A 13,009-nucleotide genomic window follows, 5' to 3' on the forward strand; every position below is an offset into this window, starting at 1 on the left:
AGGGCCGGACGGGTTGGATGATCACTTCGAGACGTTCTTCAAGTGCAGCAGGAACGACGGTTGCAGCTCAAAGCCCTGCACCGCGGCGGTCGTCACCGCGTTCTGCTTCCAGTTCGCAACGAAGAGCCACGGAGCATCTTCATGCACGATCTCCTGCACCCGCGCGTACAGTTCTGCCCGTTCCGCTTGCTCAGTGGACGAGCGAGCCTTGGCAAGCAAATCATCGACCTGCGGATTCGAGTAGTAGCCCGAGTTGAAGCCGCCATTTTCAGGCGAGGCCTCAGTGCGAAGCGTCAGATAAGGAACGGTGTCCGGATCGTTCGTCATCCAGGCCATCTCGGCCATGTCGGCCTTACCCTCAAGTCCTTCGTTGACCCGACCTAGAAACGTATTCCACTCATAGGTCTCTATTGCCACATCAAATCCGACCGATTGCAGATCCGCCTGTATGGCCGCACCCATGGTGACCGGGTTGAGCATTCCCGAGCCACCTTCCGCCACGTAAAAAGTCACCTTTGGGCTTTCGACGCCTGCCTCATCGAGTAATTTCTTCGCCCGCTCGGGGTCGTGGGGATAAGGCTCGACCGAGCTCTCGACCCAGTTGAAGGCGGGCGGAATGGGTCCGGCTGCAACCGTAGCAGTGCCCTGAAGCACATCGTTGACCAGGGTCTCCTTGTTGACGGCAAAATTGGCAGCCTGCCGCACACGCTTGTCAGCGAACGGACCTTCCTTCGTGTTCAAGATGGCGAACCACACATGTGGACCGGCCTGCTCGACCACCTTCAGGTTGGCATCGGAGCGAAACGCCGCCAGATTATCCGGAGGCACCTCAACCATGATGTCGATTCCGCCCGCAAGCATCTCTGCCACGCGTGTGTTGGCATCAGTGATCGGCCGGAATACCACCGCTTCCAGCGTCGGCGCACCATCCCAGTATTCATCGTTGCGCTCGGCCGCCACGAGCTGGTTGGATTGCCATTCGGCAAACTTGAAGGGACCTGTGCCGGAAGGGTGACGTCCGAAATCTTTTCCGTGTTCCTCTACCGCCGTCGGCGAGACGATCAGGCCCGTAGGATAAGCAAGATTGGAGAGGAAAGGCGCGAAAGGTTCGTTCAGCTTGAATTCAACCGTGCTGTCATCGACGACATTGACCGCCTCGACCGCAGAAAAGTTGAAGGACAGCGGAAATGGCCCGGTGTCGTGGAAAGGATGGTCGTCCTTGAGCATCCGGTCGAAGTTGAACTTCACGGCGTCGGCATTGAAGTCGGACCCGTCATGGAATTTGACCCCCTTTCGAAGCTTGAACGTATAGGTCCTGCCGTCTTCCGAGATCGTCCAACTCTCCGCAAGCGCCGGCTCCACCTCAAGAGTTCCATCCTTGTACCGAACGAGCCCGTCGTAGAGATTGACCAGGATGCGGAAGTCGTTGGTCGCCGTTACGGCATGTGGATCGAGCGATTTCGGCTCGGCAATCTGCCCGACGATCAAAACGGTGGGCGGTGTCTGCGCCAGGGCCGAAAAGCCGCCCAGTGCGAAGGCGACAGCAAGGGCCGCGCGTTGAAACAGCCTCTTCATGGGGAGGATCCTTTCGATTTGGCAGGTTTCGAAGATAAGGTAGCCCGGCCTTCTGCAATGGCAAGGCATCGACTAAGGCATAGAGACTACGCGCTGTAGATCGGGCCTTTCCCTCTTCCGCTGAGCAGCCAGCCGACGCTCACCCTCAGGACGCCGGCCAGCATCCCGAGACGATTTGCACGCGGCACCGCCCGATCGTTCTCCCAGCTTCTCCAGGTCTTGTCCTCAACGCCGAGGATTGTTGCCGTAACCTCGACGGACAGAGCTGCGGCATCGCGGGCCAGCGAGATACGACCACCCAGGGTGTCGTCATCGATCCAGTTCGTCTCAAACTCACCTGACAAGAAACGACTCCTTGCTGGAACGTAAGGTGCCGGCCGGAAACCGACCGGCACCTTTGGCTTACTCTTCGCCGATCCAGGCCTTCACCTGATCCGGATGATCCTCGATGTACTTTGCAATGGCCTCGTCATAGGAGGTTTCCTGCGCATTGAACATGCCGGCCTCCAGGTCGGAGATGGGCAGTTGCATGCGCGAAAGGAAAGCTGCGACCTCAGGATTGTCTTCCTTGAAGCCCTTGCGAGCGAGGATGTCCACGTGCTCGGCTTCACCCAGCGAGTTCTTCGGGTCTTCGATGTAGCGAATGTCGTACTTGCCGAACATCCAATGGGGGCTCCAGGACGTGGCGACGAACCAGTCTTCGGAGCGGATGGCGCGATCGACAGTCGTTAGCATGCCCGCTTCGCTAGAGATCTGAAGGTTGTAGCCCTCGAGGCCGTAATCCTTCAGCGCCTGCTGCGAAAGACGTGTGAGCCCTGCACCCGGGTCGATCCCCTGAACGGTGCTGTCGAGCTTTTCCTTGACGTCGTCCTTGGATAGATCTTCGATCGAGCTGATCGCATCTTCCGGCACATAGTTTGGAACGACCCACCCAAGCTTCGCGCCCTCGTAAACCGTGCCAAGCGTCTCTACGTCATCCTTGATCTTCGCGTAGTAGTCCGCATGCGTCTGAGGCAACCATGCCATCATCATGGCATCAAGGTCTCCGCGGCTCACACCCTGGTAGAGCGGGGCAACATCGGTTTGGACGAGCTCTACGTCCTGGCCCAGTTCGTCCTCGATCAGCTTGGCGGCGAGCTTGGTGACGAATTCCGCGTCAGACCACGCGGCCCAACCGATTTTAACCGGCTCGGCATCCTGCGCCAGAGCGGTGGTGGCGACGCTGCTGGCCATTGCGGCTGCAAGACTTAGCGAAACGATTTTCTTGATCATGTCTGCTCCTTTTTTGAAGGTTCGCATAGGGCGGACTGCCCAATTGAGTCGACGCGACGTTCAGGCGCTTGCCTGCTTTTTCTCTTGTCGCGCCACGACGGGGAAGAGGTTGCGCCAGAAGGCTGGACGCTCTTTCCCGAAGCTTTGCGTGATGCGGTCGAGCACCACGGCGAGGATGACGACGGCCAGGCCGCCTTCGAAACCTGTGCCGACGTCGAGACGCTGGATCCCTGTCAACACAGTATTGCCAATGCCGCCGGCGCCAATCATCGAGGCGATCACCACCATCGATAGCGACAGCATGATAGTCTGGTTTATGCCGGCCATGATGGACGGAAGGGCATTCGGCAGTTGCACCTTGAAGAGCAGCTGCGAGGACGTGCAGCCGAATGCATGCCCCGCCTCGACGAACTCCACATCAACTTGGCGAATGCCGAGGTTCGTCAGGCGCACGACAGGCGGCATCGAGAAGATAACAGTGGCGATTGTGCCGGGCACGGCGCCGAGGCCGAAGAACATCGCAGCGGGGATGAGGTAGACGAAAGCCGGCATCGTCTGCATCAGGTCCAGCACAGGACGTACCGCGGATGCAACGGAATCCTTCGCCGCCATGGCGATCCCGAGCGGCAAGCCGAAGAGCATAGCGATGATCGTTGAGGCAATGACGAGCGACAGAGTCTCCATCATCGCCGGCCACAGCCCCATCTGGTCCACGAGCCAGAGAGCAACGGCCGTGAAGACTGCAAAACCCAAGCCGACCCTCCACAGCGATAGAGCCACGAAGATGGCAAGGCCGACGATCATCGGAAGCGCCGTCAGCGTATCCTGGATGCCGTCGGTCACCAGGCCGATGGCTGCTGCTATGGAGTCCAGCGCAGGAGAGAAATTGTCCAGGATATAGTTGACGATCGTATCGACGCCGTCACCAATGTCGAAGTTCATGATTGCATCCTATCCCTGATGTGGTCAGCTGGCGCGATCAAGCGTCTCGAGAAGCATAGATTTACTGATCGAGCCGAGGTAGCGGCCCTGGTCGTCGACCACCGGGAGAGGCCAAGGGCTTCCTGCGACCCTCCCGAGAAGGCTCGACAGCGGCTCCGCCGCAGCAACTGGCTCGATATCGGCCAAGAACGCACTCCGATAAGGATCGGCGACTTTTAATCGGACATTCTCTACCAGAGAAGCTTGGCTGACGATCCCTTGGTACTTCTTGTCCCGGCCTACCACGATGGCATACTCACGGTCGAAGTTCTGCATCCTCTCCAAGGCAGCCGCGGCCGATACCCCTTGCCGATCGATGATCGTCACCTGCGTCTTGCGCGCAATGTCGCCTGCCTTGAAGACCTGCGTCACATCAACGTTGCGGAAAAAGGATCGCACGTAGTCATTGGCAGGCTGGGTTACAATCTCGTCGGGAGTGCCCACTTGGATCACGCTGCCGTTCTGCATGATGCAGATGCGGTCGCCGATGCGCATTGCCTCGTCCAAATCATGGCTGACAAAGACGATCGTGCGGCTATGCTCCGCCTGGAGGCGGACCAGTTCATCCTGCATTTCCGTGCGGATCAGCGGATCGAGTGCGGAGAAGGCTTCATCCATCAGAAGGATGGTCGGCTCGCTGGCAAGTGCACGGGCAAGGCCGACACGCTGCTTCATGCCGCCGGAGAGTTGGTTCGGTCGGCTGTCGGCGTAGCCTTCCAGTCCGACGGCCTTCAGCGCCTTCATTGCCTTAGCCTTCCGCTCCGACTCGGCGACTCCCGCGACCTCCAGTCCGAAGGCGGCATTGTTAAGGACGGTCCGATTGGGCAGAAGGGCAAATGATTGGAACACCATGCTGATGTCCCGGCGGCGGATCTCAATCAACTCCCTGCGCGACATCTTAGTGATGTCCTGGCCGTCAACGATGATGGAACCAGACGTTGGTTCGATCAGTCGATTGATAAGTCGAAGAAGTGTGGATTTTCCCGAGCCAGATAGCCCCATGATGACGAAGATCTCGCCGTCTTTGATATCGAAACTGGCGTCATCGACTCCAACTGCGCATCCGGTGGCTGAGTGGATATCAGCCTTGCTCTTGCCCGATCTGACCATGGCCAGGGCGTGATCGGTTCGCTCACCGAAAATCTTGAAGACATTCCGCAAGCTGATCTTGATCGCAGCCTCGACGGCCGGTTCGGGAACAGAAGTAAAAGCTTCCATGATATCCGCGTCTCACACCACTGCGAGACAAACCTCCACCAGAAATTAAGCCCGTATCAGTATCACATCGAACAACAGGCAGCGAGACGGCCTCAGGCACATCAGGAGGAAATAACATTGTCATTCCCAGGAGACTTCCTGCAGGCAACGGCGCCAGTAACACCCAGATTATTGCTCATAGGCAAAAATTACCGGCAGGACGCCGATCAACGGCAGATATAACCTCCTAAAGGAGTGATACCACGATGTCCATAGAAAATTTGTTCGCAACCGATAAGAATGCGAAAACGGCTTGCTCGAAATGCGAAAAAAAACGGATTGCAGTATGATTCCCCGCTGCGCCGGACTGAGCCGCAGCGCCCGTAGGAATTCCCTAATGGCGAGAGATCCGTCGTGTGACGAGAGCCAGGGAAGACAAAGCTGCGATGCCTGCGCCTGCTAACAGGAAGCGCACCGCGCTTCCTGACATAGCCCCCACCGAGGTGGACGACTCTTTGCCGAACCGTCCCCTGCCGCTCGCTTCCATCTCAACTGGATTGAAAAGATTGTCCTCGCGATGAGGGTTCACTGGCAGATCATCCATCTGCCCCTCATAGGCCTGCGATGCAGCAAGTCTGTCGGCGAGTGCAGGGACTGCCAAGCCGCCGAGGATCGTCTTGACCGTCGGACCACCAATCCAGAGTTCGCGGGGCGCCGACATGGCACCGTCGTAGATTTGCGCAGCGACTGCCTCTGGCTGAAACACCGGCGCCACCGGACGAGGCTGGCAATCCATCTTGCAGCGTGCCCAATCGAACTGCGGCGTGTTCACGGCGGGGAGGTGGATCATGGTCAACCGGATCGGAGAGCCGTCGTGTATCAGCTCGCTACGCAGCGAGTCGATGAAGCCTCGGATGGCTGCCTTGGCTCCACAATAGGCTGACTGAAGAGGTATCGAACGATAGGCGAGTGCAGAACCGATGCACACGATTGTTCCGCGCCCGACTTTGCTCATCTCGCGCAGCGCTGCTTGCGTACCATGAACCTGCCCAAGATATGTCACCTCTGTCACACGTCTGAACTCGTCCGCCGTGATCTTGGAGATTGGCCCGAACACCGTGACCATCGCGTTGTTGATCCAGACGTCGATGTCTCCCCATTCCGCCGTAACCCGTGCGGCAACGGTGTCGACTGCCTGCGCATCGGCGACGTCGGCGGGCAAGACCAGCGGCTCCCCACCTAATCTGCGCACCTCTTGGGCCGTCGCTTCCAGACGAGCAACCCCTCGGGCCACAAGAGCAACACGCCAACCTTCTTTGGCGAAGGCGCATGCGACAGCTCGTCCTACGCCCGCTGATGCACCCGTAATAACGACCGTCGGCTTGCGCACTTCAGCGACCACAGCATCCTCCAATGATGAATCGTCGCTGACGCAACGTGTTGAAGCACTTTTTGTTCAGTGAAACTGCAACGAACGGACGGCCAGCGAATACATCCGTCAGCGTTCTACTGTGATGGGATCTGATGCGAGGCGGAGGCGTCGATCCGCAGTTTCCACCGCAAGCGTCACTTGCTGATTGACCTCTAGGTCGGCAGGCATTGCGATCATTGTGTCGATCCGTCCGTTGTCGCCAGTGCGTAGCGTTTCAAGTTCCACGAACCGCTCCTGGTCCAGCCAGCCTAATTGCACCTCCTGGTTCCCCGGAAGACCCGCAGCCTCGATATGCAATTGACCATCAGAGGCCAGAGTCGCATCAAGCCGCGCGCCGCTTGCAGGCGCAGCGTCGAAGCCAGGAACCCCAAGATCCTGCCCAAACTCGAGCACCTGACGGTTGAGGTCAGGATTGTCGGAAAGATATTCGGCAGCAGATCGGCCGGTTGCCGTCGCAGCCTCTCCGATCTCGCGTCCGGCGTCCTGCACCGCCTGCTTTGCCCGATCCAGCCAGCCGCCCGCGTCAACGTCCGGCGACTCCACCGGATCAACCGTGGTGCTCTCGGTCGCAGCGCCACCTGCATCATTAGCAGCATTCTGAGCGAGGAGCATGCCGAGCGGCATTTCGCAACCGGACGAAGAGTAACTGGCCGAAGCGGTGTCGGGCGCGGCCCCACAAGTACGTTCTGCCGCAGCCATGCTGGGAATAAGGACTACCGAGGCGAAGAGGGGAAGCACAAACAACTTTTTCATGATGATCTCCATTTGCGGAGTTAACCGATGAACGGCGCCACAGTTCCGGCAATGCCTCGACGGCTGGTCAGCGCGCCTGTCCCAGAATCGCCGCAGCCACCTTTTTTCCCTCTCCATTGGCTCGGATAACGAATCCGAGATGCGACACGCCCTCGTCCAATAGTTGTTTTCGGTAGGTGCTCTGCTTCGCCCAATCCCCAATGAAAGCCTGAATGTCACCTTGTGTGGGCTCTGCCCCGCAGCCGCCGCATGCGCCGACGATCGTGGAGAGCTGGCTCCAACGGCCGTGATCGAGATCGGAAGAAGCCTCATTGAGCTCGGGCAAGTTCGACGGATCAGGAACATCATCCGGTACCAGGCGACTTGCCACCGCAGAAAGATCTTCCGACGGCGAGAGCGGCTCCCTTCCGGCCTCCTCCCTCAGATCGTTGATGGCCATCAACGCAGTTGAAAGGCTGTTCCCCGAGTCGACGGCAGATACCGCATCAGAGGAGCCCCGGGGCGTTCCCGCACCGGCAAATGTCTGAACAGCATAAAGACCATCTTGCGTATCCGACACCACGGCAAAGCCGAATCGGGAGATACCGGACCTGAGGATGTTTTCTCGATGACCGGGGCTGTTCATCCAGCCTTCCTGCAACCTCATAACGTCAGCCGCATCCGGCGCTTGGGTGCAGCCTGTACAACGTGAGATGTTCTCCGCAACCAGTCGCCAAGGGCTTCCGCCAGCCTCTACGTAACGGTCCTGAACATCGCCTCCTTCAGGGGAGGTATGGCTGTAGTAGTTGCGAGCGAGCATGTCCGTTGCGTGAGCCATCGCGGCCTCGTTGAGGTTGTCACTGAACCTCAGCGGATCCAGGCCATTCTCCTGTCGGTCCGCATTCACCTCTTGCAGGGCAATCTGCCTTAGCCGGTCGAGATCACCCGTCTGCTGAGCAAGAACGGGGCCCGCCCAAAGAACAAGAGAAAGCAGCGAAGCGACCACTAAGGCCGAGTGTTTGAACGAAAGCATTTTGCGGATCATCGCCACCTCCACCCACTTCAAGAGAACACGTATGGCGGCCTGAGGCCGCCATACGGAGTTTTGAAGTCTGCATCGCCCTCACTGCCTTGCAGCGGGCCGATGAGCCGACATGCGAAGCAGCAATCAGCCCGCGTTCAAGCGGTCCTCGTCGAACGGCTCGACGGTGGTCGCTTCATCACGATTGTAGGGCATGTCATAGTAGCGGTTGCCCGGAGCCCAGCCATAGTTGTAGCCATAGAACGGGTAGGCAAAGCGCCCGCGCGTCCCGTAGCCCGCATCACGATCGACGACTGCAGCAACGATCTTACCGTCATTGAAGATCAAGTCGTCGACATAGCCGTAACCCTGATGACCCATCGGGCGGTTCTGCGCGACTGTCCCAGCGTTGCCGGCTTCTTCTACACCATCGCCTCGTATGCGAGCGATATCGCCGATCAGCTCTGAAGCACGCCAGGCACGCGGGCCAAGCTCCTCGTCGTCAAGGTTGGAAACAACGTTCTGAGCAACCTGTTCCTGTGTCGGAATGGCGAGTACGCTATAATCGTCCGCGTTTTCTTCAGTCACCGGGATAACAACCGAACCGTCCTGCTGAAAGACAACCTGATCCCACGGCACGCTCACATGGGTGTCGCCGATATCCCAAAAACCGCCAACTTCAGCTACGAGCGCAAGAAGCTCCCCGTCGGACCCGACGATCAAGTCTTCAACGTCGCCGATTTCTTCACCGGTTTCACCAAAGACCTGGCGGTCGAAGAGAGCTTCGGCACTCCAGGCGGACTGATAGAGAGCTTCGGCGTCCCAGTCATTCAAAGAGATGATCTCGCCAACCTGGACGTTGGAGGCAGACCCGCCGGTTGCAGCACTGTCCTGCTGGCTCACAGCTGCCATCTGCTGGTTCTGCTGATCTGTTGCCTGGTTCATCTGCGTCGTGTTCTGGCCGCCTGTCGCAGCAGTGTTCGTCTGATCCGGCACCAGCACGCCGACAACAGCGATCAATTGATCGCTTTCCTGCTGGTTCAGGTCGCCGCTCTGATCACGATCGTAGACGACATCAACCCCAGCACGGAACTCTTCGGGAGTGAGATACCCATCGTCTGCGCCCTGCCACTCTCCGCGCAGGTCGGAGTCATTGAGCGCAACGCGAAGCTCATCCTGCGACAGCATGTCGTTGCCGTCTTCATCAAGCGAGGCGAAATCCGGCGGATCAGCGGCGAACCAGTTGTTCCAGTTTTCGTTAAATGCCTGGTCGTTGAGCTCGCCATTCGAACCGCTCCAGAGATCGTGAAGTCCGCTCGTAAACTCGTCCCCTTCTAGGCGATTGTTGCTGTTGCTGTCCCAGCGGGAGAAGGCATTCTCAGTCACGCGCTGCACCTGATCGCCGCCGCCTGCGCTGGCGCTAGCATCCGCAGCCTGTGCGGCGGCCACTGCCGGCCACGCTGATGCCGCCAAAATGACGGCAAGTGCTGTTTCCAGTTTCCTCATGGTCGTTCTCCTCTTGTTGAGAAGCGGACGAAATTCTCCGCTCGGCGAATTCCCATCCGCCGAGATCCGCTTCAGATCTTGGTCATGCGCTTCTGCGAAACGGGAGCTAGACTGCCCTATCGCTGCTCAATCACACCGCAGGCAATTCGGTCGCCAGAGGCTCCCGAAGGCTGTGTTCGATAGTCGTCGGCCGTTGAGTGGACGACGATTGCTGCGCCGTCGTCGTCAAGCACTGCATTGTCGCCTTCCGTCAGACGAAGGTTCTCGCTGAACACTTCGACCACCATGGTTCCGTCTTCCATCGCGGTCTGGTTGGCTAGGTCGCCGGCGTGCGGCCCGTTCTCGACCATGAACCCGTGCTCGTTACCTCCGGGTGCGAAATGTCCGCCAGCGGACTTGAAGCCACCTTCAACGTTGCACTCACCGGTTTCGTGAACATGAAACCCATGAGCGCCTGGTGGCAGGTTGGTGATCTTCGCCTGGATTAGCAACCCATTGCGCGTATCCTGTAATGTCGCAGTACCGACAGAGTTACCGTTTGCATCTATGAACGCTGCCCGCGCAACGTCAGGGCTGATCTTGGCGTCCTGCGCCAGAGCCGGGGATATCATTGCAGCCGATAGAGCTGCGGCTTGGACCAGTCGTCTCATCCAATTCTCCTCTCTTTGTCTGCTGTCATGCCTACCGCATATGCGGCTTCGATGCGCTGCGCTCCTGCGCGGAAGACACAGGCCTAACAGAGGCAGGCCTCAAGAGTTCCAAGCGTTAGATGTGGCGCCGTGACTGCATCGTCGTGCACAAGAGCCTCTCGCCAGGGGACATTCGGCAATCGAGCCAAGAGTTCGGCGACAAAAGATTGAGCGGTGCCACCCGCTTTACGAGGTCGAGCGGCTGGTCCATGCAGGTGGAAATTCGCGGCGTGAGGGAGGACGACTGGGGGCATCTACATCCCAAGTTTTCTTCCGTACAATTGTGCAATGCAACAACGAAAGTCGGACGGTTAAGAAAGTACAAGAGAATCTCCTGTGAAGTACGACTAACGGAGGATGTACGCTTCTTAGTCGATTGGTTACTCCTTGATACTTGTCTATTCCGCTTTGGGATTCGAGCGGCGTGGGCAAGGAGGGGTCAGCGCCGAGGCGCTATCTGAGGAAAGGGAGGAGCATACGTGGCGGACAATTCATCGTCCAATGCCTATTGGGCCGCAAACATTCGCATCATCACCATCTGCCTGGTAATCTGGGCGGTCGTTTCTTACGGTTTCGGCATCCTGCTGCGGCCGTTGCTTTCAGGCATCCCGGTGGGCGGGACTGACCTTGGCTTCTGGTTTGCTCAGCAGGGGTCGATCCTCGTCTTCATCGCGCTGATTTTTTACTACGCAGCCTACATGAACCGGCTCGATCGCGAGTTCGGCGTGGACGAGCAGTAAGGGACGGGAACAATGGATCAGTATACACTTAATCTGCTGATTGTAGGTGCGTCCTTCGCACTTTACATCGGTATCGCCATCTGGGCCCGCGCCGGCTCCACGGCAGAATTCTACGCTGCCAACCGCGGGGTTAACCCCGTCATGAACGGCATGGCTACGGCCGCTGACTGGATGTCGGCAGCCTCCTTCATCTCCATGGCCGGCCTCATCGCAGGCGTCGGCTACATCAACTCAACCTATCTGATGGGCTGGACCGGCGGCTACGTGCTGCTCGCCCTGCTTCTCGCGCCTTATCTGCGCAAGTTCGGCAAGTACACGGTTCCCCAGTTCATTGGCGACCGCTTCTACAGCCAAGGCGCGCGGCTTGTCGCGGTAATCTGCCTGATCATCATCTCGGTGACCTACGTTATCGGACAGATGACGGGTGCCGGCGTCGCCTTCTCGCGCTTCCTGGAAGTCGAAGTCTCGACCGGCCTGTGGATCGCGTCCGCAGTCGTCTTCGTCTATGCGGTTCTGGGCGGCATGAAGGGCATCACCTATACGCAGGTGGCTCAGTACGTGGTTTTGATCATCGCCTATACGATCCCGGCGATCTTCATCTCGATCCAGCTCACAGGAAATCCGATCCCGCCACTCGGCCTCTTCTCCACGCACACGGAAGCAGGCGTTCCGTTGCTGCAGAAGCTCGACCAGGTAGTGACGGATCTCGGCTTCAACGCCTATACCGGCCAAGGCTCAATGCTGAACATGACGCTGTTCACGTTGTCTCTGATGATCGGTACCGCTGGGCTGCCGCACGTTATCATCCGCTTCTTCACCGTTCCGCGGGTGGCCGACGCACGCTGGTCGGCTGGCTGGGCACTGGTCTTCATCGCGCTTCTCTACCTCACGGCTCCGGCCGTTGGTGCGATGGCTCGCCTCAACATCATCGACACGATCTTCCCGAACGGCGTTGAACAGCCCGCTGTGGAGTATGAGCAGCGCCCCGACTGGATGCGCACCTGGGAAGTTACCGGTCTGCTGAAGTTCGAGGACAAGAACGGCGACGGTCGCATCCAGTACTACAACGACACTGCAACTGGATTTACCGAAACAGCAACCCAGCGCGGCTGGTCTGGCAACGAACTGACGATCAACAACGACATCCTGGTTCTCGCGAATCCGGAAATCGCACAGCTTCCGGGCTGGGTCATTGGCCTCATCGCAGCTGGCGGTCTTGCCGCCGCGCTGTCGACCGCAGCAGGCCTTCTGCTCGCCATTTCGTCGTCAATCAGCCATGACTTGGTAAAGGACTGGCTTGTCCCCAACATCTCGGAGAAGGGCGAACTGCTGGTCGCTCGTATCGCGATGGCGGGTGCAATCTTGGTTGCAACGCTCCTGGGCCTCAACCCTCCAGGCTTTGCCGCACAGACGGTCGCACTCGCATTCGGTCTGGCCGCTGCGAGTATCTTCCCGGTCCTGATGATGGGCATCTTCTCCAAGCGCGTAAATTCGATCGGCGCAACGGTGGGGATGCTGGTCGGTCTGATCATCACCTGCCTCTACCTGTTCACCTACCTGGGCTGGTTCTTCATCCCCGGTACGAACATGATGGAGAATGTTCCGGCAAACTACCTGTTCGGCATCCCGCCGACGGCATTCGGACCGATCGGGGCACTGCTCAACTTCGCCGCTGCCTTCGGCATCTCGGCGATGACACAGGAGCCGCCACGGCATGTTCAGGAACTCGTGGAGTCGATCCGTGTGCCTCGCGGCGCCGGTGCGGCAACCGGACACTAATATCTTCAACAGTCAGAAACGGGCGGCGAAGGCCGCCCGTTCCTTTTCCTGCAGATCATTCCGCCAATGATGGCCAGTTCAGAGA

Annotated in this window: 12 protein-coding genes; 2 read left to right on the plus strand and 10 right to left on the minus strand. The window is 58.7% G+C overall.

Annotation, left to right across the window (positions count from 1 at the left end):
• Positions 1-21: 21 nt before the first annotated feature.
• The 10 genes from LXM96_RS15285 to LXM96_RS15330 all read right to left on the minus strand — a co-directional run bounded on the left by LXM96_RS15285 (position 22) and on the right by LXM96_RS15330 (position 10,366).
• On the minus strand, positions 22-1,575 hold the full coding sequence (locus LXM96_RS15285) for an ABC transporter substrate-binding protein (RefSeq protein WP_239999421.1): 1,554 nt from the start codon (positions 1,573-1,575) through the stop codon (positions 22-24).
• Positions 1,576-1,661: 86 nt separating this feature from the next.
• Positions 1,662-1,919 carry a helix-turn-helix domain-containing protein gene (locus LXM96_RS15290; RefSeq protein WP_239999422.1) on the minus strand — a complete coding sequence of 86 codons (258 nt, stop codon included), beginning with the start codon at positions 1,917-1,919 and terminating at the stop codon, positions 1,662-1,664.
• 58 nt (positions 1,920-1,977) lie between these two features.
• A complete protein-coding gene (locus LXM96_RS15295; RefSeq protein WP_239999423.1) occupies positions 1,978-2,847 on the minus strand; it encodes a glycine betaine ABC transporter substrate-binding protein in 870 nt (289 codons plus the stop codon).
• A 60-nt stretch (positions 2,848-2,907) separates the two neighbouring features.
• Positions 2,908-3,789 carry an ABC transporter permease gene (locus LXM96_RS15300; protein WP_239999424.1) on the minus strand — a complete coding sequence of 294 codons (882 nt, stop codon included), beginning with the start codon at positions 3,787-3,789 and terminating at the stop codon, positions 2,908-2,910.
• 24 nt (positions 3,790-3,813) lie between these two features.
• A complete protein-coding gene (gene proV, locus LXM96_RS15305; protein ID WP_239999425.1) occupies positions 3,814-5,046 on the minus strand; it encodes a glycine betaine/L-proline ABC transporter ATP-binding protein ProV in 1,233 nt (410 codons plus the stop codon).
• Between the two features lie 373 nt (positions 5,047-5,419).
• On the minus strand, positions 5,420-6,427 hold the full coding sequence (locus LXM96_RS15310; protein WP_239999426.1) for an SDR family oxidoreductase: 1,008 nt from the start codon (positions 6,425-6,427) through the stop codon (positions 5,420-5,422).
• 96 nt (positions 6,428-6,523) lie between these two features.
• A complete protein-coding gene (locus LXM96_RS15315) occupies positions 6,524-7,210 on the minus strand; it encodes a hypothetical protein (RefSeq protein WP_239999427.1) in 687 nt (228 codons plus the stop codon).
• Between the two features lie 67 nt (positions 7,211-7,277).
• Positions 7,278-8,234 carry a CAP domain-containing protein gene (locus tag LXM96_RS15320; RefSeq protein WP_239999428.1) on the minus strand — a complete coding sequence of 319 codons (957 nt, stop codon included), beginning with the start codon at positions 8,232-8,234 and terminating at the stop codon, positions 7,278-7,280.
• 123 nt (positions 8,235-8,357) lie between these two features.
• A complete protein-coding gene (locus tag LXM96_RS15325) occupies positions 8,358-9,716 on the minus strand; it encodes a PRC-barrel domain-containing protein (protein ID WP_239999429.1) in 1,359 nt (452 codons plus the stop codon).
• Between the two features lie 116 nt (positions 9,717-9,832).
• A complete protein-coding gene (locus LXM96_RS15330) occupies positions 9,833-10,366 on the minus strand; it encodes a superoxide dismutase family protein (RefSeq protein ID WP_239999430.1) in 534 nt (177 codons plus the stop codon).
• 518 nt (positions 10,367-10,884) lie between these two features.
• Here LXM96_RS15330 and LXM96_RS15335 point away from each other — a divergent pair.
• Both LXM96_RS15335 and LXM96_RS15340 read left to right on the plus strand, forming a co-directional pair.
• Positions 10,885-11,145 (plus strand): DUF4212 domain-containing protein, encoded by a 261-nt coding sequence (locus tag LXM96_RS15335; protein WP_239999431.1) that lies wholly within the window; start codon positions 10,885-10,887, stop codon positions 11,143-11,145.
• Positions 11,146-11,157: 12 nt separating this feature from the next.
• Positions 11,158-12,924 carry a sodium:solute symporter family protein gene (locus LXM96_RS15340; protein WP_239999432.1) on the plus strand — a complete coding sequence of 589 codons (1,767 nt, stop codon included), beginning with the start codon at positions 11,158-11,160 and terminating at the stop codon, positions 12,922-12,924.
• The last annotated feature ends 85 nt before the right edge of the window (positions 12,925-13,009 follow it).

Source organism: Rhizobium halophilum, assembly GCF_021648825.1.
Classification (GTDB): domain Bacteria; phylum Pseudomonadota; class Alphaproteobacteria; order Rhizobiales; family Rhizobiaceae; genus Neorhizobium; species Neorhizobium halophilum.

Excerpts from the sequence above, each read along its gene's own strand:
- LXM96_RS15285 (WP_239999421.1), bottom strand. The coding sequence starts at position 1,575 with ATGAAGAGGCTGTTTCAACGCGCGGCCCTTGCTGTCGCCTTCGCACTG.
- LXM96_RS15295 (WP_239999423.1), bottom strand. The coding sequence starts at position 2,847 with ATGATCAAGAAAATCGTTTCGCTAAGTCTTGCAGCCGCAATGGCCAGC.
- LXM96_RS15300 (WP_239999424.1), bottom strand. The coding sequence starts at position 3,789 with ATGAACTTCGACATTGGTGACGGCGTCGATACGATCGTCAACTATATC.
- proV (WP_239999425.1), bottom strand. The coding sequence starts at position 5,046 with ATGGAAGCTTTTACTTCTGTTCCCGAACCGGCCGTCGAGGCTGCGATC.
- LXM96_RS15315 (WP_239999427.1), bottom strand. The coding sequence starts at position 7,210 with ATGAAAAAGTTGTTTGTGCTTCCCCTCTTCGCCTCGGTAGTCCTTATT.
- LXM96_RS15320 (WP_239999428.1), bottom strand. The coding sequence starts at position 8,234 with ATGATCCGCAAAATGCTTTCGTTCAAACACTCGGCCTTAGTGGTCGCT.
- LXM96_RS15325 (WP_239999429.1), bottom strand. The coding sequence starts at position 9,716 with ATGAGGAAACTGGAAACAGCACTTGCCGTCATTTTGGCGGCATCAGCG.
- LXM96_RS15330 (WP_239999430.1), bottom strand. The coding sequence starts at position 10,366 with ATGAGACGACTGGTCCAAGCCGCAGCTCTATCGGCTGCAATGATATCC.
- LXM96_RS15340 (WP_239999432.1), top strand. The coding sequence starts at position 11,158 with ATGGATCAGTATACACTTAATCTGCTGATTGTAGGTGCGTCCTTCGCA.